The sequence below is a fragment of the Pseudosulfitobacter pseudonitzschiae genome (assembly GCF_900129395.1).
GTDB lineage: Bacteria > Pseudomonadota > Alphaproteobacteria > Rhodobacterales > Rhodobacteraceae > Pseudosulfitobacter > Pseudosulfitobacter pseudonitzschiae.
Genome location: NZ_FQVP01000001.1, coordinates 13,360 through 34,129, shown reverse-complemented (window position 1 = coordinate 34,129; position 20,770 = coordinate 13,360). Strand labels below are relative to the sequence as shown.

Sequence of the window (20,770 nt, the reverse complement as noted above, 5' to 3'; positions counted from 1 at the left end):
TGTCAGCACGTTCAATGCGCTGACGCGCCACGAAACCAATCTGACCACCACGACCGCGAGGGCGCGCGGGCCGCTTCGGCGACGCTGGGATGCACCCGTTCAGAGGGGTCCAACCCGACCTTGCGGGCGCGCCGCGTGATGAACAGTCCGCCAAAGCCGCGCCATGTGCCCACCGACGGGGCCAGCGGATCCTGCGGAAACCGCGCGGCCCATCCTTCGGGCAATGGCAGGCCACAGCTCTCTGCCTTTTCCAGCATCCAGACCAACGAGATATTGGACAGGGGCCGCGCCGCATCAAAGCCACCCAATTGCCCGCCGACATCCCCGTGCGTGCCCCGGAACCACATCTGTTCCAGATGACCGTGCCAGTCGTTGCGGGTCTCCCACATGACAGGCGCATAGGCCATGCGTGTCTCGTTGCGGGCCAGTGCGTGATAGCCGTGCTTTACATGCGGACCAAGCTGGTGGTCGTGAAAGGAATGGTTCGGCGCGCTGAACCGCCACAGCACCGGCGCGTTCAGTCCCAGCGATTTCACCGTGTCCCAGACGCCGATCATCTCGATCGGCACATCCGCGTGACAGTGCATGCGGGCAAAGGCACGGGCCGCATCGCTGCGGCCCCCCGCCTCGTAATGTCGGTACACTTCACGAATGTTCCGCTCGGTTGCGCTCTCGGCCTTGAGCAAGCCCAAAAAGCCGACAATACCCGCCAAGGAACGCACCGCATAAGCACCGCGCGAATAGCCCATCAGGAAAATCGTGTCGCCGGGACGGTAGCGCGATGCCAGATAGCCATAGGCGCGCCGTATCTGCCGGTTGATCCCGCGCCCCAGCAAGACATCGCCCGCGCGTCGCCAGTGCGACCATTGCAGGCCGGATTCGTAATAGACCGACACGTCCGAGCCGGTCTCATGGAGCAGTTTGTAGGTCAGACCCGCGTTCGTTTCGAAATCCGGCATGAGCGTGGACATCGTGCCATCAAGGATGATGACATGGGTGGTTGGCCCGCGTCTGCGCGGCGACCCGGTCGGAGCACCCGAGCGGAATCGTCCGCGCAGCCAACCGGCAATTGCTCTATTCAGCCGCGACAGGCTCATTCTTCAGCATTTCCCAAACTCGCATCGGTGTGAACGGCATATCCGCCTGTCGCACACCGCGTTCCCAAAGTGCGTCCTGCACCGCATTCGCCACAGCCGCCAGGGCACCGACGGTCCCCGCCTCGCCGCAGCCTTTCATGCCCATGATGTTGGCCGTGGACGGCACCGGCTCTGACGTGAAACCGATCCAGGGCACGTCATAGGCACGCGGCATCGCGTAATCCATGAAGGACGCCGACAGCAGCTGGCCGTCTTCGTCGTAAACCACATGTTCAGTGATCGCCTGACCGATGCCCTGTGCCACGCCGCCGTGCACCTGACCCTCGGCCAGCATCGGGTTGATCAGGTTCCCGAAATCATCGACCACGGTATAACGGTCCACCGTCGTCACACCGGTCTCCGGGTCGATCACAACCTCGGCCACATGGGCACCGTTGGGGAAACTGCGCGCAGGCAGGCTGGCGCGGGCCTCGTGTTTCAGCAGGTCATCGCGCTCGACCTCACGGGCCAGTGCGGCAACCTCCAGCATGGTGGGTGTCAGGTTGCTGCCCTCGGCGCGGAAGCGTTCGTCGTCAAATTTGATCTCAGACGGCTCGACCCCCATTTCACCGGACAGGAATTCCTTGAAGCTGGTCAGGATCACATCGACTGTCGCCAATGTGGCGTTGTTCTGCGTGGTCACCGACCGCGATCCGCCTGTCCCGCCACCCTGTTTGATCAGGTCGCTGTCACCCTGGATCACCTTGATCAGGTCATGGGGTATGCCCGTCTGGTCGCTGAGGAACTTGGCATAGACCGTTTCGTGACCCTGCCCGTTGCTTTGCGTCCCAACATAGATCGACACCGTACCATCCTCGTTGAAAGTGACCTTGGCCCCTTCCGAAGGATCGCCCAAAATACTTTCGATATAGTAACAGGTGCCACGGCCCCGCAGCAGACCGCGCTCGGCATCCGCAGCCTTGCGCGCGGCAAAGCCGTCATCGTCGGCCTCGGTCACCATGCGATTGAGCACTTTGTTAAAATCACCCACGTCGTAGGTTTCCCCTGTGGCCGTCTTGTAAGGAAACTGGCTGGGCTTGATAAAGTTCCGCCGACGCAGCTCCCACGGGTCGATGCCCAACTCGCGCGCGGCGCGGTCCATGACGCGTTCCAGCACATAGATCGCTTCGGGTCGGCCGGCACCGCGATAGGCGTCCACCTGCGTGGTGTTGGTGTAATAGCCTTCGACCTGCAGCCACGTGGTTTGAACGTCGTAAACGCCCATCAGAACGCGCGAGAACAGTTGCGTCTGGATAGGCTGGCCAAACTGGCTGTTATAGGCCCCAAGGTTGCAGCGGGTGCGCACGCGGTAGGCGGTGATCTTGTGATCGGCGTCAAAGGCCAGCTCGGCCAGCGACACCAGATCGCGCCCGCCGTTGTCGCTCATCATCGCCTCGCCCCGGTCGGACATCCAGCGCACGGGGCGGTTCAGCGTGCGGGTGGCATGGGCCAGCACGAAAGGTTCGGGATAGCCCATCGCCTTCATCCCGAAACCGCCGCCCACGTCGGGGTTGGTCACGCGAATTTGTTCCTTGTCGACCTGCAACGCCTCGGCCAGTTGGTCCTTATGCGCCCAGACCCCTTGCGCGTTGATTGCCACGTGGATGCGGTCGCCCTCCATCTCGGCGTAACAGCCGCGCGGCTCCATCGAGTTGACGATGATACGGTTGTCGCCAATCTCAAGGCTGACCGTGTGCGCGGCAGCGTCAAAGGCAGCCTGCGTCGCATCCTCGTCGCCCATGCCCCAGTCAAAGGCGCGGTTGTCGGGGGCCTCGGCGTGCAGGGTTTCGCCGCCCGGCGCCAGGTCCATCTTGGCGGGCAGCTCGTCATAGTCCAGCACGATCAGCTCGGCTGCATCGCGGGCCTGTTCGTATTTGTCGGCAAAGATCACCGCGACAGGTTCACCCACATAGCGCAGCTTACCGGTGGCAAGGATCGGGCGTTTCGGAGCGGCCCCCTTGGTCTTGTCGCGGTTGTCGACGGTGGCACCCTGCATCCCGGTGTTCATGCCCGCCGCTTCCAGATCGTCATAGGTCAGCACCAGCTGGACACCGGGCGCGTCCTTGGCCTCGGAAACGTCAAGTTCGGTGATGGTCCCGTGCGCCACGGGCGAGCGCAGCACAAAGGCATGCAAAGCGTCCTTTGGCGTGATGTCGTCCACATAGCGGCCCGCACCGGTGAGAAAGCGTACATCCTCGACCCGTACCGTCGACTGGCTTTTCCCGAACTTGTCCATGAGTATCCCCTGTTCGCATGACTTGCGTTGCTGCGGAGATTAGCCGTGCAGACCACATTGTCCAGAGAGGGTGGATGCAATTGCAGCGCGAGGCGCGGGGTGTTGCCTTATCCAAGGGTCACGGCCCCAGGTGCTGGCGCGCCTGCACCGGGGTTTCCCGATCAGGAAAAGAGGCACAGGTGGCGCGCGGGGCTATGAGTGCTTTTCCTTTCTTTGCGGCTTTGCTAAGCCCAGCGGGCCATTCATCCACCTGCCGGAGACAGCCCATGCCCTTGGAAAAATCATTCAACGCCGCCGAGGCCGAACCCCGGCTGTATTCCGTCTGGGAAGAGGCCGGATGTTTCGTTGCGGGTGCAAACGCCAAGCCGGGTGCGTCCTCCTATTCCATCATGATCCCGCCGCCCAACGTCACCGGCGTGCTGCACATGGGTCATGCGTTCAACAACACGCTTCAGGACATCCTCGTGCGCTGGCACCGGATGCGCGGCTTTGACACGCTGTGGCAGCCCGGAACGGATCATGCGGGCATTGCTACGCAAATGGTCGTGGAACGCCGTCTGGCCGCAGCGCAACAACCCAGCCGCGTCGAAATGGGCCGCGAGGCGTTTCTGGAGAAGGTCTGGGAATGGAAGGCGGAATCGGGTGGCACCATCGCAAGCCAGCTGCGCCGTCTGGGCGCATCCTGTGACTGGTCGCGCGAGGCGTTCACCATGTCCGGCGCCCCCGGCGCGCCCGAGGGTCAGGAAGGCAACTTCCACGATGCGGTGATCAAGGTCTTTGTTGACATGTTCAACAAGGGTCTGATCTATCGCGGCAAGCGGTTGGTCAACTGGGACCCGCATTTTGAAACCGCGATTTCCGACCTTGAGGTCGAGAATATCGAGACGCCCGGCCAGATGTGGCATTTCAAATACCCGCTGGCCGGTGGGGCCACCTATACCTACATTGAGAAGGACGAAGACGGGAACGTCACGCTCGAAGAAGAGCGCGATTACATCTCGATCGCCACCACGCGCCCCGAAACCATGCTGGGCGATGGTGCGGTTGCGGTTCACCCGTCAGATGAACGTTACGCGCCCATCGTCGGGCAGCTTTGCGAAATTCCGGTGGGGCCGAAAGAGCACCGCCGCTTGATCCCGATCATCACCGACGAATACCCCGACAAGGATTTCGGCTCGGGTGCGGTCAAGATCACCGGCGCGCATGACTTCAACGACTATCAGGTCGCCAAACGGGGCGGCATCCCGATGTACAACCTGATGGACACCCGCGGTGCCATGCGCACCGATGGCCGCCCCTATGCCGAAGAGGCCGCGATTGCGCAGGCCATCGCCAACGGTGAACAGGAGTTCGACGAGGCGATGATCGCCGCGATGAACCTTGTGCCGGAAGAATACCGCGGCCTGGACCGCTTTGACGCCCGCGCCCGCGTTGTTGACGACATCACCCGCGAGGGGCTGGCCGTCATGCACATGGTTCCGGTGACCGACGCCGAAGGCAACGAAAGCGTGGAGGCGGTGCCCTATGTCGAGCAAAAGCCGATCATGCAGCCCTATGGCGACCGATCCAAAGTGGTGATCGAGCCGCTGCTGACAGACCAGTGGTTCGTGGACACCGACAAGATCGTCGGCCCCGCGCTGGATGCGGTGCGCAATGGCGATGTGAAAATCATCCCCGAAAGCGGCGAAAAGGTCTATTACAACTGGCTGGAAAACATCGAACCCTGGTGCATTTCGCGCCAGCTTTGGTGGGGTCACCAGATCCCGGTTTGGTACGGCTTTGACCTGCACGCCTTTGGCTTTGCCGACGACGAGGGCGACGGCGCGTTGGATATGGTCGAAGTGGGCCGCCTGCTGTCCGCGCAATCGCTGCGCGACCGGGCTGACCGCCACATCTGCGGTGCGGATTTTGACGGCGTTCATGCGGACTTTACCGCGTCGTTGGCCGAACTGCCGACACCGCTGGGCCACGCCCGCGTGGTCGAAGTGGCCGACCGCGACACCGCCATGCACCAGTTCACCGCAGCACTGGCCGAATATGCCACCACGCAGGACCCCACCACGCTGATCTATCCGGTCTGGCGTGACCCCGACGTGCTGGACACGTGGTTTTCCTCGGGCCTGTGGCCCATCGGCACGCTGGGCTGGCCGGAACAAACGCCTGAACTGCAACGCTATTTCCCCACATCGGACCTGATCACAGGGCAGGACATCCTGTTCTTCTGGGTCGCGCGGATGATGATGATGCAGTTGGCGGTTGTGGGCGAGAAGCCCTTTTCGACCGTCTACCTGCACGGCCTTGTGCGCGATGCGCAGGGCAAGAAGATGTCCAAGTCGACCGGCAACGTCATCGACCCGCTGGACCTGATTGACGAGTTCGGTGCCGACGCCCTGCGCTTTACCAATGCGTCGATGGCCAGCCTGGGCGGCGCGCTCAAGCTCGATACCAAACGGATCGAAGGCTATCGGAACTTCGTCACCAAGCTGTGGAATGCCGCGACCTACGGCGAATTCAAGGGCACGTTCGAACTGCCCCACTCGGATGAGGTGCCGCAGACCACACTGCCCCTGAACACATGGATCAAGGGCGAGATTGCCAAGACACTGGAAACCGTGAACGCTGCACTGGAAACCTATCGGTTCAACGATGCGGCCAACACGCTGTACAGCTTTGTCTGGGGCACCTTCTGCTCGCAGTATCTGGAGTTCACCAAGCCGGTTCTGGATGGCGACGACGCGGCGGCAGCCGCTGAAACCAAGGCCACCTATGCCTGGGCGCTGGACCAGATCCTGATCCTGCTGCACCCGATCATGCCCTTTGTCACCGAAGAGCTGTGGAGCGCCAAGGCGCGACCCAAGATGCTGGTGCACACCGATTGGCCAACCTACACCGCCGCCGAACTGGTGGACCCCAAGGCCGACGCCGATCTGACTTGGACCGTGGCCATCATCGAGGCGATCCGTTCCGCGCGTGCGCAGATGAACGTGCCTGCGGGCGCTTTCGTGCCGCTGGTGGTCAAGGACATGGACGACACAGCGCGACGCGTCTGGACCGAGAACGAGGCGTTGATCACCCGCTTTGCCCGCGTCGAGGCGCTGACCGAGGTGACCGAGATGCCCAAGGGCACCGTGGCGCTGGCGGTCTCGGGCGGCAGCTTTGGCCTGCCCTTGGCCGACGTCATTGACGTGGCCGCAGAAAAGGCGCGTCTGGACAAGACATTGGGCAAGCTGGCGAAAGAGCTGGGTGGCCTGCGCGGCCGTCTGAACAACCCCAAGTTCGTCGACAGCGCGCCCGAAGAGGTCATCACCGAAACCCGCGCCAATCTTGCCCTGCGCGAGGCCGAAGAGGCCAAGCTGAAGGACGCGCTGGCACGGTTGTCCGAACTGGATTGATCCGGCCCCGGCCTGCCCCCTTCCCGTTTGTGATAACGGGGAGGGCAGCGCCGGGCACAGCGTCCCCCACCGACAGCGCGATGCGTTACTGGAACACAGGCGCGCGCTTTTGCATCGCCGCCGCGACGACTTCCATCTGGTCCGGTTTGCCGATCAGCTTGGCTTGCTCGACGCTTTCCGCCATCAGGATCCTATCCGAATAAGCCCCATAGCCTTGCGTGATCAACGCCTTGGCTGCGCGAATGGCCGAGGGGCTTTTGCCTGCGATCTCTTCCGCCAGCGCCAGCGCCGCCGCCAGCGGGTCGTCGGCCAGTTCTGTGACCAATCCCCAGTCCAGCGCCTGCTGTGCGCCCACGGGTGTCGCGGTATAGGTCAGCCGCCGCGCCACATCCTCGCGCACCAGACGGGGCAACAGCACCATACCGCCCATATCGGGCACCAACCCCCATTTCATCTCCATCACCGCCATTTGCAGGTCCGGCCCCGCAATGCGGATATCCGCCCCCAGCGCCAGTTGGCAGCCCGCGCCAAAGACCGGCCCGTGCAGGGCCGCGATCACCGGCATCGGCACGCGGGTCCAGATCATCGCAACCTCTTGCCACTGGTTCGTGGTGCCGTCCCCGTGGCTGCGGGGAACCAGCGCTGCCTCGGGATCATTGCCCATGGATTTGCCCAGCCCGCCGATGTCGATACCTGCGCAAAACGCGCGGCCCTCGCCCGACAATACGACCACGCGGGCATCCGAGGCTGCAACCTCCTGCCCTGCCGCGATAATCGCGTCGATCATATCCTGATCCACGGCATTCATCTTGTCCGCGCGGGTCAGGCGCACGTGGGCGATGTGGTTTTCATGGGTGACGGACACGCGCGACATGGGCAGAACTCCTCTTTGCGCGCACCTCAGCGCAAAGCCGCCCCGAATTCCAGCCCGACGTGAGGGCACGCCCCTGCGCCATGCCCTCTTTCCAAGGGCACGGTCCCACAGTATTCCTGCGCGCATGACACATGCACGCCTCACCCCGCTCGCCCAGTCCCTGCCCGCATCGGTTCCCTTTGTCGGCCCTGAAACCCAGGAACGCGCCCGTGGGGGCGCTTTCGATGCGCGTCTGGGGGCCAATGAGAACGTGTTTGGCGCATCGCCCAATGCCCGCGCCGCGATGAGCGAGGCAGACGCCTGGATGTACGGCGACCCCGAATCGCACGACCTGATTGCAGCGCTGGCCGCCCATCTGCGCACCGACCCCGCGCATATCATGGTGGGCGAAGGCATAGACGGCCTGCTGGGTTATCTGGTGCGGCTTTGCGTGGGCGAAGGCGATGCGGTGGTCACCTCGGACGGGGCGTATCCGACGTTCAATTACCACGTGGCGGGCTTTGGTGGCGTTTTGCACAAAGTGCCTTACAAGGGCGATCACGAGGATCCGATGGCCCTGTTCACCAAGGCCGCAGAGGTGGACGCCAAGCTGGTCTATCTGGCCAACCCCGACAACCCGATGGGCAGCTGGCACGAGGGTGACACCATCGTGCGTGCATTGGATGCGCTGCCCCAGGGCTGTCTGCTGGTTCTGGACGAGGCTTATATCGACTGCGCCCCGCCCGGCACCGCGCCCGACCTGCCCTTTGACGATCCGCGTCTGGTGCGGATGCGCACGTTTTCCAAGGCTTACGGCCTGGCAGGTGCACGGGTCGGCTATGCTTTGGGCCATCCCGATCTGATCACCGCCTTTCATAAGGTGCGCAATCACTTTGGCATGAACCGCGCGGCACAGGCAGGCGCGCTGGCGGCACTGGAGGATGACGCGCATCTGGCGCATGTGCTGTACCAGATCGACGGCGCGCGCCGACGGATTGCCGAGATTGCCATCGACAACGGGCTGGCCCCGCTGCCCTCGGCCGCGAATTTCGTGGCGATTGATTGCGGGCGCGACGGAACCTTTGCCAAGGCGGTGCTGGACGGGTTGATCGCGCGGGGAATCTTTGTGCGGATGCCTTTTGCCGTGCCGCAAAACCGCTGCATTCGGGTCAGCTGCGGAACACCCGAGGATCTGGATGCCTTTGCAGCGGCCTTGCCCAAGGCATTGGCGGAGGCCGCGACAAAGGCCTGAAACCGCGACCAAGCCCCGCTTCTCGGTGTAAATCACCCCCGTCGGACAGAAAATCTACGCACCGGCCAATTCAGCGCTATACTCACAGGCACACCCCTTTGATGTGCCTGCCATGATCAACCGCCCAACGCAGTCCGCGCCGAACTATACCAACGCCTGCATCGTCATGTTCGGCGTCAATCTGTCGTGGGTGTTCCTGGTGCTCTGGGCATTATGGGGCCTGCTGGCCGTGGTCGCCCTCGGCTGGACACTGAACCGCTGGATGACTTGGCTTGAGGCCCGCAAGGCGCGGGCCTGCCTGCCGTTCACCCCGCAGCGATAACGCCCGAGGCTGCTTCAAGCGCACCGCTGCCGTGCGGCAGGTCCAGCGCCTTGAGCCCGGAATCGATACCGCCCAGCATGCCCATGACCATGTGGCCGCTGACGTGGCCCATGTGACCCAGCCGGAAAAAGCCGTGCCATGCCGGATCGTTCGGCTCGGCCATGCCCAGACCGATGCCCAGCGTCAGGCCCAGGTTCTCTTCCGTCCAGTTGCGCAGCTTGGTGGCATTGGGTGCACCAAGACCGATGGCAGTGACCGAATGGCCGCGTTGCGCCGGATCGGGCACGTTCATTTTCATCGGGCCATCCGCCCCCCACGCGTCGACAGCAGCCCAGACCGCACGGGCCAGCAGGTGATGCCGCCGCCAGACGTTTTCCAGACCCTCCTCGTGGATCATGTCCAGCGCCGCGCGCAGGCCATAAAGGTGATGCGTCGGTGCCGTGCCGTTCCAGTATTCGAAAAACGCCGTGGGGTTTGCACGCGGCGTCCAGTCCCAATACCGGCTGACACGGTCCATCCGCGCACGCGCCTCGGCCGCCTTGTCGCTGAAAAAGACGAAACACATGCCCGGCGGCACCATCATCCCCTTTTGCGAGCCTGCAATCACGACATCCACGCCCCAGGCGTCCATCTCGAACGGATCACAGCCCAGCGAGGCCATGCAGTCCGCCATCAGCAAAGCGGGGTGGTTCAGGTCATCCAGCACCGCGCGCAGGGCAGCAATGTCGTTTTTATAAGAGGTCGAGGTGTCCACATGCACGGCCAGCACAGCCTTGATCTCATGCGCCTTGTCCGCAGCCAGCCGTTCCGCCACCCGCACCGGATCAATCGCCGAGGATTTTCCGAAATCCATCACTTCGGCATCAATGCCCAGCCCCACGGCCACGTCCGCCCAGCCCAGACCAAAGCGGCCCGTTGCAGGCACCAATACCTTTTGCCCCGCCATGACCGTATTGCTCAGGCAGGCCTCCCATGTGGCATGGCCGTTGCCGATGTACATCGCCACATGCTGACTGGTCCGCGCCACCCGTTTGAGGTCGGGCACCATCCCTTCGACCATTTCGATCAACGCGCCATGATAGATGTTCGGCGCCGGGCGGTGCATGGCCCGCAGCACCCTGTCGGGCATCACGGACGGGCCGGGAATTGCAAGGTAATCGCGACCAAATGCAGCGAGCGGGTGTTGAGGCATGAGAGGCTCCTGAGACTTATCGTGGGCACACTACGCCAGCGCGGCGCGGCGTCAATCGCCATTGGACAGCTTGTGCGCTTGCACGGGGCCTGTTCGCCAAGTACACCAAAGGTCAACCAAAACCACGAGGACCGCAGCCCAGTGCCGCGTGTGAAACAAACATCGTGACAACACCCCCCGAAAAGAAACCGGCCACCGCAACCCCGCTTGCAGCGCCTGCGACGGCACCTGTCAACTATGCTTCAAGCCACCTGATGACCTGGCTGTGGCAGAACTATCTCAAGAGACATGTGCCCACCTTGATCGTGGCGGTGATGTTCATGATCATCGAAGGGTCGATGCTGGGCGCGCTGTCGTGGATGATGCAGCCGATGTTCGACACTGTTTTTGTGCAGGGCAACGGCGACATGCTGATCTGGGTCGGAGTGTTGCTGGTCGGCATCTTCGTGGTGCGCGCGGTGTCCTCGGTGGTGCAAAAGGTGCTGCTGACGCGGATCGCGCAAAAGACTGCGGCCGCCCTGCGAATCGACTTGCTGGATCACATGATGAAGCTGGATGGTGCGTTCCACCAGTCGCACCCGCCCGGCTTCCTGATCCAACGGGTCCAGCAGGACGTGAACGCCGTGGGCGACGTCTGGCGCGCCATCATCACAGGTGCGGGGCGTGATTTCATCGGGCTGATCGTTCTGATCGGCGTGGCCATCAGTGTTGACCCGATCTGGGCCTTGCTGGCCTGCGTCGGCACGCCGCTTTTGGTGCTGCCTGCGGCCATGGCGCAACGCTATGTGCGCCGCCATGCCCGCAACGCCCGCGATCTGGGGGCCAACCTGTCCACCCGTCTGGACGAAGTGTTTCACGGCATCGTTCAGATCAAGCTGAACGCGCTCGAGGATTACCAGTCGACCCAGTATCGCGGTCTGACGGACCGTTTCGTGCGCACCGAAGTGCGCACCGCCTTTGGCGGCGCTGCCATTCCCGCGATGATCGACATCATGTCGGGTGCGGGTTTCATGGCCGTGATCCTCTATGGCGGGGCCGAGATCATTGCCGGTGACAAGACCATTGGCCAATTCATGACCTTTTTCACCGCCATGGGCTTTGCCTTTGACCCCCTGCGCCGTCTGGGCGCGATGAGCGGGCTGTGGCAGGTCGCCGCCGCCGCCATCGAACGGATCAAGGAATTGCTGGACGCGCCGGTGAACCTGAAATCGGCCAAGGCACCCAAACCAGTGCCCACTGGCACGCCCGAAATTGCGCTGGAAAACGTCACGCTGGCTTACGGCAACACCACCGTGCTGCACGATCTCAGCCTAGTGGCTGCCCCCGGCAAGACCACGGCGCTGGTTGGCGCATCGGGCGCGGGCAAGTCCACCATCTTCAACTTGCTGACACGCCTGGTCGATCCACAAAAAGGCGTTGTGAAAATCGGGGGCGTGCCAGCGGCGGAAATGAAGCTGCATCAATTGCGCAGCCTGTTTTCGGTGGTCACCCAAGAAGCCCTGTTGTTCGACGAAACCCTGCGCGAGAATATCCTGCTGGGGCGTACCGATGTGTCGGATGCACGGCTCAAGGAAGTGCTGGACGCAGCCCATGTCTCGGACTTCCTGAGCAAGCTGCCCGATGGGCTAGACACCCACGTCGGTCCGCGCGGATCGGCCCTGTCGGGCGGTCAGCGCCAGCGTGTCGTGATCGCCCGCGCCCTGCTGCGCGACACACCGATCCTGCTTCTGGACGAGGCCACCTCGGCACTGGATGCGCAATCCGAACACGTGGTGCAAGAAGCGTTGGACCGTCTGGCCGCAGGCCGCACCACCATCGTGATCGCACACCGCCTGTCCACCATTCGCGGGGCTGACAAGATCATCGTCATGGACCGTGGCAAGGTCATCGATCAGGGCACCCACGACGAGTTGCTTGCGCGCGGCGGCATTTATGCGGACCTCTACCGCCTGCAATTCCAGGACGGCAAAACCGTGGTCGATGTGGCCGGGTCACGTCGGCCTGCGCCGCGCGTTGATGGACCTTCGGACCCGCGTCCCGGCATTCTGGCACGGATGCGTGAACGCCTGTTCGGCTAACGGCGATAGGCCTGCGCCAACCGTGCAGGCGACACGCCGCAGGCATAGCGGACCAGCGTCCAGAGATTGCGCGCCCCGCGCCGTATCCATCCCTGTTGGCGGTACTTCGCTGCACTGGTCACTGCCACTGCGTCCAGCCGCACCAGCTTGCCGCGCAGGCTGCGCGCCATGGCGACGTCCTCCATCAGCGGCTGATCCGCATAGCCGCCGACCGCATCGTACAGGCTACGCGGCAGCAACAGCCCCTGATCCCCATAGGGCAGTCCCAGACGGCTGCGCAGGTTGGCCCAGCCCGCCACGAACCGTCCTCCCCGGTCAAAGCGCAGGCGAAACCAACCGGCGCACGCGCTGCTGTTCAGATGCTCGGCCACAACGCCGGACCATCCCTCCTGCAACACCGTGTCGGCATGCAGCACCAGCACCCACCGCCCTTGCGCCGCAGCTACCCCGCGCCGCAACTGCCCGCCGCGTGACGCTGGCCCGCTGACCACCTGCGCCCCCCAGGCATCGGCCAGCGCAGTGGTGTCATCGCCCGAACCGCCATCCGACACGATCAATTCGCGGATCAGCCCGGCTTCCAGCCCCTCCACCAAAGCTGCAAGGCAGGCGGCCAGTTGCGGGGCCGCGTCCAGCGTCGGGATCACGACAGATATCGGTGCGCGCATGGGCCTGCCCCCTTTTTCCTGCGGTTTCGACTGTTATATGTCACAAGACACCCAAAGGGAGCCACCCATGACCGACCGCACGATCCTGCGCCTCAGCGGCGCCGACACCCGCGACTTTTTACAAGGGCTGGTCACCAACGACGTCAGGAAACTGGATCAAGGGCTGGTTTATACGGCCCTGCTGACGCCACAAGGCAAGTATATCGCCGATTTTTTCCTCAAGGCAGATGGCGATGACGTGCTGTTGGACGCGGATGCGACACAGGCGCCTGCGTTGATGCAACGCCTGTCGATGTACAAACTGCGCGCCGATGTGACGATCGCGGAAACCGGGCTGCACCTGCACCGCGGCCTGAGCGCACAGCCCGACGACGCCCTGCCCGACCCGCGCCACCCTGCCCTGGGCTGGCGCGCCTACCGGGATGTGCCACAGACAGAGGACACCACCGACTGGACCGCATTGTACGTCGAACACATGATCCCCGGCGCAGGCCGCGAGCTGCACCCCGACACGTTCATTCTGGAGGTCGGTTTCGAACGCCTGAACGGCGTAGACTTCCGCAAGGGATGCTACGTGGGCCAGGAGGTCACGGCGCGGATGAAACACAAGACAGAACTGCGGAAAGGTCTGGCACAGGTGCACATCGACGGCCCCGCCGAGCCGGGCGCCGAGATCATGGCCAACGGCAAACCCGCAGGCACGCTGCACAGCCGCGCAGGTGATCGCGCGATGGCCTACCTGCGCTTTGACCGTGCAGGCGGGGACATGCACGCAGGTGACGCAACGGTCCGCAAACTGGACTGATCCCCTCTTTGGGCCTGAAATATCCCAAGGGTTCCGAACAGCCCCCCAAAACAAAACACCCGCCACAAAGGACGGGTGTTTCCAATCAAACCTGAAACCGGAAGCTTACGCGCGTTCTGCGTATTCCATGGTTTCGGTGTTCACGATGATCTCTTCGTCGTTGCCCACGAAGGGCGGCACCATGACTTTGACGCCATTGTCCAGAATCGCGGGTTTAAAGCTGTTGGCAGCCGTCTGACCTTTGACCACCGGCTCGGTATCGACGATCTTGCAGGTGACTTTCTGCGGCAGGGTCGCGTTCAACGCCTCTTCTTCGTGGAATTCCACGACGATCGTCATGCCATCCTGCAGGAACGGGCGACGCTCGCCCAGCAGCTCGGCGGGCAGCTGGACCTGCTCGTAGGTTTCGATGTCCATAACGACCAGCATCCCGTTCTCTTCGTAGAGGAATTGCTGATCTTTTTGCTCAAGCCGGACACGCTCGACCTTGTCCGCAGACCGGAAGCGTTCGTTCAGCTTGGTGCCGTTGCGCAGGTTGCGCATTTCGACTTGTGCAAAAGCGCCGCCTTTTCCGGGCTTTACGTGGTCGACCTTCACAGCCGCCCACAGGCCGCCGTTATGTTCAAGCACGTTTCCGGGGCGGATTTCGTTTCCGTTAATTTTAGGCATGAGGGTAAACCACGGCAAAAGGTTGATGAAGAAGTGAAACACCCTATATATTGATGCGCTGCCTCGCGCAACACGGCTATCTACTGCGCTGCACTGCGGCAGATATGCGCCTAACGCATGGACGCTATGCAATATCGGGGTATCCGAATCGACGTGGATGGGTCATAAGAAGCCTCACGCCGAAAAGACAAGAGCAAGAATAAAGGAAGGACGAAGAATGAACGACTTCGTTGACGGCACAGCCTTCAATAACGAGCAAGGCAACCGTGCACGTAAACTCTTTGCAGCCGTTGTGTTGGCTGCTCTGGACGACGCCATCGCTGACGACAAGAAGTATGGCAATGGTCCGGAACAGATCGCCCGCTGGGCACGTTCGCGCGACGGTCGCGAAGTGTTGAGCTGTGCAGGCATTGACCCCAACGAACGTGTGGTGTCGGGCCTGATGGAATTTGTCGGCAAGGGTGTTCGCACCTCGGTCGCGCTGTCGCGCGAAGAAAGCGAACGTCGCAATGCCGCGCAACAGGCCGAAGCCGCCTGATCCATACGACCAACCGCTGCTGAAATTAAAAAAACGCGCCCTCTGCTGGGCGCGTTTTTTTGTTGTGCGACGGACACAGCCCACGCAATTGCAGATTTGCCGCTTGCAGGTGTCGTGCCCTCTTGCCTCGGGCCTGCGCGAATGCGACGCAGTGCGCCATGACACGTGCAATCATGATCCAGGGCACCGGCAGCAACGTCGGCAAATCCATGGTCGTCGCGGGCCTTGTACGGGCCTGCGTGCGACGCGGCATGGCGGTGCGCCCGTTCAAGCCACAGAACATGTCCAACAATGCCGCCGTTACGCCCGAAGGCGGCGAGATTGGCCGCGCGCAGGCGCTTCAGGCCCGCGCGGCGGGTGTGCCGCCGCATGTGGACATGAACCCCGTGCTGCTGAAACCGCAAAGCGAGACCGGCGCGCAGTTGATCGTGCAGGGCAAGGTCATCGGCACCCAAGAGGCCCGCGCCTTTGGCCGTGAACGCGGTGCCCTGATGGCCCCCGTTCTGGACAGTTTTCGCCGGTTGGCCGCGCAGGCCGATCTGGTCTTGGTCGAGGGTGCGGGCAGTCCTGCCGAGACCAACCTGCGCAAAGGTGACATTGCCAACATGGGCTTTGCCGTGGCCGCAGGTGTGCCGGTGATCCTGATGGGCGACATCGACCGTGGTGGGGTGATCGCACAGCTGGTGGGCAGCCACGCGGTTCTGGATGACACCGACCGCGCATTGATCCGCGGCTTTGCCATTAACAAATTTCGCGGTGACCCCAGCCTGTTCGACGATGGGCTGACCGATATTGCGCACCGCACAGGCTGGCCGTCGCTGGGCGTTTTACCGTGGTTCGACGCCGCCCATCGCCTGCCGGCCGAAGATGTCCTGGACCTGCCCGCCCGCGCTGGCAGCGGCGCGGGACTGGTGGTCGCTGTGCCGGTGTTGCCGCGCATCTCGAACTTTGACGATCTGGACCCGCTGGCAGCCGAGCCGCATGTGGACCTGCGCCTGATCCAGCGCGGCACGCCCCTGCCCGCCGATGCGGATGTGATCCTGTTGCCCGGCAGCAAGTCCACAATCTCCGATCTGGCCTGTCTGCGTGCCGAAGGCTGGGACATCGACATCGCGGCCCACGTCCGGCGCGGCGGCCACGTGATGGGGCTGTGCGGGGGCTATCAGATGCTGGGGCAGACCATTGCCGATCCCGCTGGCGTCGAGGGACCTGCCGCCACGGTTGCGGGCCTGGGATTGCTGGACGTGCACACGACGCTGGCACCGTTGAAAACGCTGGCCCTGCGCACCGGCGTCGATACAGCCAGCGGCACGGCGCTTACGGGTTATGAAATTCACATGGGCGAAACCACCGGCCCCGACACGGCCCGCGCATGGCTGGACATGGGCGGAGTTGCCGCTGGGGCTGCGAACGCCACGGGGCGGGTCAAAGGGTGCTATTTGCACGGTATTTTCGGATCAGACGCCTATCGCAGCGCCTTTCTGGACCAATTGGGCCAACGCAGCGACCTGTCCTACGACCAGATGGTCGATGACACGCTGGACGCGCTGGCACAGCACCTTGAGGCGCATATGGATATTGATCTGCTGTTAAGGCTGGCGGCAGAGGTCTAGGACCCCTGCGTTATTCCAGTTCCTGCGCAGCCAGGGCGCGATGGATCTCGCGGCGCACCAGTTTGCGCACATTGCGGGTGATACGTTCACCCAAAGCACCTTGCAACTCTTGCCGCACGATGTCGGACACCAGATCGCGCAGGGCGTCCTCGTCCAGGATGTCCTCGTCCGTGTTCAAACTGTCCGCCGAGGTGTCGCGACGCGCTCCTTGCCCTGCAAACAATGTGGCCTCGGGCGCGGTATCGGCGGCATCTTCGGATTCGGCATCTTCTGCGGCATCTTCCCACGCCATCGCGGGCGGCTCTGTGCCAGCGTAATCGTCACGGCCTGCACCATCTGGCTCCCACTGGTCGTCCGTGCGCGCAATCACTTCTTCCAGAACGGCAATCTTTGCGCTCAGGCTTTGGGCGTTCATCGCTGCGGTGCTGGGTCCACGGTATTCGGGGACATCGCGCAGGGCGGCGGCTTCGGCCTCTTGTGCGTCCACGGCACGAAACACTTCGTGCAAGGTCCGGCCATCCGTCAGGCCAGCGTCATGATCGGCCTGCGCAGTTTCTTTGTTGTTCTCAGTCGCGGCAGCGGCAGCGTGCTCCTCGGATACCTCACGGTCCGCGTCAGCCTCACCGTCCAGATCAACGTCGACTTCGTCGCTGACAGCCATCTCAGAGGCAGCGTCCTCTTGCGCGCCGTGCTCTTGCGCCATCAAGGCGTCGATCACCGCATCGGCGTCAGTATCTTCCTGGGAACGATGATCGTCGAAACCGTCCTGATCCTCGGCGCTATCGGCCGCACGCGGCCCGCCCTCGTTTTCCTTGTGCCGGGGCGCTTCAGCCACGCGCAAGGCTGGGGTCAAAACCAGACGATCGGTCTTGGCCTTGGGCTTTTCTTCGGCGGGAACGCGTCGGTCTTCGGACACCAGGCGACGAATAGACGACAGAACGTCCTCGACCTCGGCATTGGTCACTGCATCAGGCATATTGTTTTTCCACTCTCACCTCAGCCCGCAGTCTACCGCGAACCAAAGATTCTCACAACAGGCGTGAAAAATTGTCGGTCTTTTTCCGTCAGTTTTTGCCCAGCGCCTTAAGCACGCGGTCCAGCTGCTTGCCCTGCTTGGTGTTCTTGGCAGGTCCGGTCTTGACCATATTGTAATAGGCCTCCGGGTCATAAATCTGCACGTTCAGGCCCAACTGCTGCGCCGTGAGCAGCCCCATCGAGGCCAGAACCGCATAAGCTGCAACATAGACCTGCGCCTGTGCCTGAATGCGCAGTGCCTGGGCATCCAGAAGCGTCTGTTCGGCGTCAAGCACATCCAAAGTCGTCCGCGCGCCCAAGGTTGCCTCTTCGCGTACACCTGTGAAAGCGACACTTGCCGCACGCACCTGCTGTTCGCTGGCCTGGGATTGCGCGATCAAAGCCTGCAAGTCCGCAATCGCATTGCCGACACCTTCGGCCAGGTTCTTCTGCACGACGTGCAGGTTGCTGCGGGCGGCGTCACGATTTGCCATCGCCGCGCGGTTGGACGAAGACAAGCGCCCGCCCTGATAGATCGGGCCACCCACTTCGATGCCCACCGAACCGGCCCGGCGGAAATCGTCGTTGTCAAAATTCTCGGTCACCGACAGCCCGCCGTTCAGGGTCACCGTGGGGTACATGTCGCGGCCGGTGGCGACCACCAGCAGGTCATTCGCAGCCACCTGGTGCTGCGCGGCCCGCAGATCGGGGTGCAGACGCATCGCAACGGCCTTGGCCTTTTCCACATTGCTTTCGGTGCGCGGCAGGCCCGGCGGCGGCGCCAGTTGCCCCGGCTCGCTTCCGACCACGTTGCGATAGAATTCAATGGCCTGGGCCAGATCACGTTTGGCCGCGGCCACACCGCTGCGGGCAGAAGCCAGCTGCGCCTCGGCCAGTGACACGTCGGTGCGGGTCACTTCACCCACCTCGAACCGGTCTCTAGCAGCACGCAGTTCCTGCGTCAGCAAACGCTGGTTGTTCTCGCGCAAGGCGACGAATTCATAGGACTGCCGGACGGTCATATAAGCCGAGACAGCCCGCAACAGCACTTGTTGTTCAATCGACAACAGCGACGCCCGCGTCGCCAGCACAACCTCTTTCGCGGCTTCAATGCGCGACGCGGATGCCCCGAAATCATAGACCAGCATCTGTGCCACGATGCCCATCGTCGTCGACGTGTCCTGAAGCGAGACGCGGTTGAACGAGGTGATGCCGAAAATATTGGTGTTGGACGAACCCGCGTTTCCAAAGGTGTGGTCGATGCTGGCAGACCAGTTCACGATCGGTCGCAGCAATGCCTGAGCCGAGGCGACATCCTCGTCAGCCGCGCGCAGCAAGGCGCGGTTCTGGTCCAGCAGGCCGGACCTTGTATAAGCCCCGGCCATGGCATCCGCCAAAGTGTCCGCACGCGCAGGCGCGGCGAAGGCGACACCGACAGCGAGCGCAATACTCAGGACAGAACCGGAAAAGCGTCTCACAGGTGTTTTCATCTCGAATTCGTCCTCAACATGCGGTGCATTCCACACCGGCTTGATCTGATTGCAACGTCTTCGGTCCGCCCGGAGACGCAATTACAGCTGGAACTGGCTGTGCGCCTCGAAACCGGGCAGAACAGGCGCGCCTGCGTTAAACGCGTTGCGCCATGAGATCCGCCCATCAATCTTGTACCCGACGCGCACTTCTCCCAGCGCGCCGTCCATGAACAGGCAGGCGATGCGACCGCCGTCCTTGATCTGGTCCAGCAAGGCCTGCGGCAAGCGCGCCACGCCACCCTGAACGATCACGACATCATACGGACCATGCTGCGCCGCACCCTCGGCGAGCGGGCCGGTGTGCAGGGCAACATTGTCCGCGCCCGCGGTCATCAGCGCCTCTTGGGCTTCACGCGCCAGATCCTCGTCTTCTTCAACGGCAACGACTGCTTCGGCCATATGCGCAATCACCGCAGAGGAATAGCCATAGGCCACCCCCACATCCAGAACCAGTTCGTCATTGCCGATGTCCAGAACGTCCAGCATCTTGGCCAGTGTCCGCGGCTCAAGAACCACGCGCCCTGCCCCCAGATCAATGTTCTCGCCCATATAGGCCGCTTCGCGTTGTGCCGCAGGCACAAAATCTTCACGGGCGACGGAAAGCATGGCTTCGATAATCGGAAACTTCGTCACATCCGAAGGCCGCACTTGCGTATCAACCATCACCGTGCGGCGCATTTCAAAGTTTGTCATGAACTGAACTCATCTGTTCGGAATCTGTCAAAATCAGATGTGCCACATTCCGAACCTCACGGCAACGGGCCGATGGGCGAAATAGGACCGTCCAATGTGCAGCCGTGCACAGTCAAGTCGCAATTGCCCGGGAGGTCAACGCCGAACCTCGCTGGCACGCAGCCCTGACCATGCGGCGCGCATCTCTGGCATTTGCGAAGTGTTGAGAAGCCTCAGGAATGCGCTTGCGCTCTCGCCGAAAACGGCCTATCACCCCGCCAACCACGAAAACCCTTGTTTTCAAGGCGCTGGCGAGTTGGCGGAGTGGTGACGCAGCGGATTGCAAATCCGTGTACACCGGTTCGATTCCGGTACTCGCCTCCACAAACTTCCTATATATTTCAACGCTTTGCGAGACACCCCCGCCGGTTCGGGTTGCTGTGGGCGATAAACAGCCACAGCATAGCCACGATCAATTTGGGCGCTGGCCATCCCCCTAAAAACGAAAAAGACCGCCCCGATTAAGGGGCGGCCCGAAACCGCACGGTTTTCAAAGGAATTCTCTGACATGGTGCCCGAAGGCTGGGTGGGTCTTGCCACATCGCCACCCGTCAGTGTCGCAATGGATCAAGCGACGGCGAACGCCTAATTGTTACCGCCGATCGCCACACGATGCAAGAACCTTTAAGCCCCCGCCTTGTGCCCCGTTGTGACCCGTTGTGACCTTTTATGCCCTTAATATCAACGGCTTAGCCCCTTTACAGCATCGAGAAACTTTGACACGGTGACTGCATCGGCCTG

The 20,770-nt window shown here is 62.6% G+C and carries 16 protein-coding genes and 1 tRNA gene; 8 read left to right on the top strand and 9 right to left on the bottom strand.

The genetic code is table 11. The features are described from left to right. Positions 1–11: 11 nt before the first annotated feature. Both BUC08_RS00135 and BUC08_RS00130 read right to left on the bottom strand, forming a co-directional pair. Positions 12–1,097 (bottom strand): DUF2235 domain-containing protein, encoded by a 1,086-nt coding sequence (locus BUC08_RS00135; protein ID WP_037921834.1) that lies wholly within the window; start codon positions 1,095–1,097, stop codon positions 12–14. Further along, complete coding sequence (locus BUC08_RS00130; RefSeq protein WP_037921837.1) at positions 1,075–3,372, bottom strand: xanthine dehydrogenase family protein molybdopterin-binding subunit; 2,298 nt, start codon at positions 3,370–3,372, stop codon at positions 1,075–1,077. The genes BUC08_RS00135 and BUC08_RS00130 overlap by 23 nt, the downstream gene beginning before the upstream one ends. A 266-nt stretch (positions 3,373–3,638) precedes the next feature. Between BUC08_RS00130 and BUC08_RS00125 the strand changes: the two genes are divergently transcribed. Continuing rightward, positions 3,639–6,764 (top strand): valine--tRNA ligase, encoded by a 3,126-nt coding sequence (locus BUC08_RS00125; RefSeq protein WP_037921840.1) that lies wholly within the window; start codon positions 3,639–3,641, stop codon positions 6,762–6,764. An 85-nt stretch (positions 6,765–6,849) separates the two neighbouring features. Here the strand turns inward: BUC08_RS00125 and BUC08_RS00120 are convergent, their stop codons facing one another. Next, complete coding sequence (locus tag BUC08_RS00120; RefSeq protein WP_037921842.1) at positions 6,850–7,638, bottom strand: crotonase/enoyl-CoA hydratase family protein; 789 nt, start codon at positions 7,636–7,638, stop codon at positions 6,850–6,852. Positions 7,639–7,762: 124 nt separating this feature from the next. On the opposite strand from BUC08_RS00120, the gene BUC08_RS00115 reads away from it, so the two are divergent. Next, positions 7,763–8,869, top strand: coding sequence for a pyridoxal phosphate-dependent aminotransferase (locus BUC08_RS00115; RefSeq protein WP_037921845.1), 1,107 nt, complete (start codon positions 7,763–7,765; stop codon positions 8,867–8,869). Between the two features lie 112 nt (positions 8,870–8,981). Further along, entirely contained in the window at positions 8,982–9,191 is a 210-nt protein-coding gene (locus tag BUC08_RS00110; RefSeq protein WP_037921847.1) for a hypothetical protein, read from the top strand. Here BUC08_RS00110 and BUC08_RS00105 read toward each other — a convergent pair. Further along, the gene (locus tag BUC08_RS00105; RefSeq protein ID WP_037921850.1) at positions 9,175–10,383 is read right to left on the bottom strand and encodes a pyridoxal-phosphate-dependent aminotransferase family protein; all 1,209 of its coding nucleotides are present in this window, start codon (positions 10,381–10,383) and stop codon (positions 9,175–9,177) included. The two genes, BUC08_RS00110 and BUC08_RS00105, sit on opposite strands and share 17 nt — an antisense overlap. Before the next feature lie 254 nt (positions 10,384–10,637). On the opposite strand from BUC08_RS00105, the gene BUC08_RS00100 reads away from it, so the two are divergent. Next, a complete protein-coding gene (locus tag BUC08_RS00100) occupies positions 10,638–12,461 on the top strand; it encodes an ABC transporter ATP-binding protein (protein WP_037922214.1) in 1,824 nt (607 codons plus the stop codon). Here the strand turns inward: BUC08_RS00100 and BUC08_RS00095 are convergent. After that, complete coding sequence (locus tag BUC08_RS00095) at positions 12,458–13,126, bottom strand: TIGR04283 family arsenosugar biosynthesis glycosyltransferase (RefSeq protein WP_037921852.1); 669 nt, start codon at positions 13,124–13,126, stop codon at positions 12,458–12,460. The two genes, BUC08_RS00100 and BUC08_RS00095, sit on opposite strands and share 4 nt — an antisense overlap. A gap of 67 nt (positions 13,127–13,193) precedes the next feature. Between BUC08_RS00095 and ygfZ the strand changes: the two genes are divergently transcribed. Next, positions 13,194–13,931 (top strand): CAF17-like 4Fe-4S cluster assembly/insertion protein YgfZ, encoded by a 738-nt coding sequence (gene ygfZ, locus BUC08_RS00090; RefSeq protein ID WP_037921854.1) that lies wholly within the window; start codon positions 13,194–13,196, stop codon positions 13,929–13,931. 105 nt (positions 13,932–14,036) lie between these two features. Here the strand turns inward: ygfZ and efp are convergent, their stop codons facing one another. Next, positions 14,037–14,600 carry an elongation factor P gene (gene efp / locus BUC08_RS00085; protein WP_037922216.1) on the bottom strand — a complete coding sequence of 188 codons (564 nt, stop codon included), beginning with the start codon at positions 14,598–14,600 and terminating at the stop codon, positions 14,037–14,039. A gap of 217 nt (positions 14,601–14,817) precedes the next feature. Here efp and BUC08_RS00080 point away from each other — a divergent pair, with 217 nt between their 5' ends. Further along, positions 14,818–15,138 carry a DUF6280 family protein gene (locus BUC08_RS00080; protein WP_028955814.1) on the top strand — a complete coding sequence of 107 codons (321 nt, stop codon included), beginning with the start codon at positions 14,818–14,820 and terminating at the stop codon, positions 15,136–15,138. 158 nt (positions 15,139–15,296) lie between these two features. Further along, a complete protein-coding gene (locus BUC08_RS00075; RefSeq protein ID WP_037921856.1) occupies positions 15,297–16,751 on the top strand; it encodes a cobyric acid synthase in 1,455 nt (484 codons plus the stop codon). Between the two features lie 10 nt (positions 16,752–16,761). On the opposite strand, the gene BUC08_RS00070 is transcribed toward BUC08_RS00075, so the two are convergent. The 3 genes from BUC08_RS00070 to BUC08_RS00060 form a co-directional block, all read right to left on the bottom strand. After that, complete coding sequence (locus tag BUC08_RS00070; RefSeq protein ID WP_051693929.1) at positions 16,762–17,727, bottom strand: hypothetical protein; 966 nt, start codon at positions 17,725–17,727, stop codon at positions 16,762–16,764. Between the two features lie 88 nt (positions 17,728–17,815). Next, positions 17,816–19,255 carry a TolC family outer membrane protein gene (locus BUC08_RS00065; protein ID WP_037922219.1) on the bottom strand — a complete coding sequence of 480 codons (1,440 nt, stop codon included), beginning with the start codon at positions 19,253–19,255 and terminating at the stop codon, positions 17,816–17,818. Positions 19,256–19,336: 81 nt separating this feature from the next. Further along, on the bottom strand, positions 19,337–19,990 hold the full coding sequence (locus tag BUC08_RS00060; protein WP_037921858.1) for a protein-L-isoaspartate O-methyltransferase family protein: 654 nt from the start codon (positions 19,988–19,990) through the stop codon (positions 19,337–19,339). Positions 19,991–20,279: 289 nt separating this feature from the next. Here BUC08_RS00060 and BUC08_RS00055 point away from each other — a divergent pair. Then, positions 20,280–20,353, top strand: a tRNA-Cys gene (locus tag BUC08_RS00055). The last annotated feature ends 417 nt before the right edge of the window (positions 20,354–20,770 follow it).

Coding starts and splice junctions, on each gene's coding strand:
- BUC08_RS00110 (WP_037921847.1), top strand. CDS start 8,982: ATGATCAACCGCCCAACGCAGTCCGCGCCGAACTATACCAACGCCTGC.
- efp (WP_037922216.1), bottom strand. CDS start 14,600: ATGCCTAAAATTAACGGAAACGAAATCCGCCCCGGAAACGTGCTTGAA.
- BUC08_RS00070 (WP_051693929.1), bottom strand. CDS start 17,727: ATGCCTGATGCAGTGACCAATGCCGAGGTCGAGGACGTTCTGTCGTCT.
- ygfZ (WP_037921854.1), top strand. CDS start 13,194: ATGACCGACCGCACGATCCTGCGCCTCAGCGGCGCCGACACCCGCGAC.
- BUC08_RS00120 (WP_037921842.1), bottom strand. CDS start 7,638: ATGTCGCGCGTGTCCGTCACCCATGAAAACCACATCGCCCACGTGCGC.
- BUC08_RS00065 (WP_037922219.1), bottom strand. CDS start 19,255: ATGAAAACACCTGTGAGACGCTTTTCCGGTTCTGTCCTGAGTATTGCG.
- BUC08_RS00075 (WP_037921856.1), top strand. CDS start 15,297: ATGACACGTGCAATCATGATCCAGGGCACCGGCAGCAACGTCGGCAAA.
- BUC08_RS00100 (WP_037922214.1), top strand. CDS start 10,638: ATGACCTGGCTGTGGCAGAACTATCTCAAGAGACATGTGCCCACCTTG.
- BUC08_RS00115 (WP_037921845.1), top strand. CDS start 7,763: ATGACACATGCACGCCTCACCCCGCTCGCCCAGTCCCTGCCCGCATCG.
- BUC08_RS00060 (WP_037921858.1), bottom strand. CDS start 19,990: ATGACAAACTTTGAAATGCGCCGCACGGTGATGGTTGATACGCAAGTG.
- BUC08_RS00080 (WP_028955814.1), top strand. CDS start 14,818: ATGAACGACTTCGTTGACGGCACAGCCTTCAATAACGAGCAAGGCAAC.
- BUC08_RS00125 (WP_037921840.1), top strand. CDS start 3,639: ATGCCCTTGGAAAAATCATTCAACGCCGCCGAGGCCGAACCCCGGCTG.
- BUC08_RS00095 (WP_037921852.1), bottom strand. CDS start 13,126: ATGCGCGCACCGATATCTGTCGTGATCCCGACGCTGGACGCGGCCCCG.
- BUC08_RS00105 (WP_037921850.1), bottom strand. CDS start 10,383: ATGCCTCAACACCCGCTCGCTGCATTTGGTCGCGATTACCTTGCAATT.
- BUC08_RS00130 (WP_037921837.1), bottom strand. CDS start 3,372: ATGGACAAGTTCGGGAAAAGCCAGTCGACGGTACGGGTCGAGGATGTA.
- BUC08_RS00135 (WP_037921834.1), bottom strand. CDS start 1,097: ATGAGCCTGTCGCGGCTGAATAGAGCAATTGCCGGTTGGCTGCGCGGA.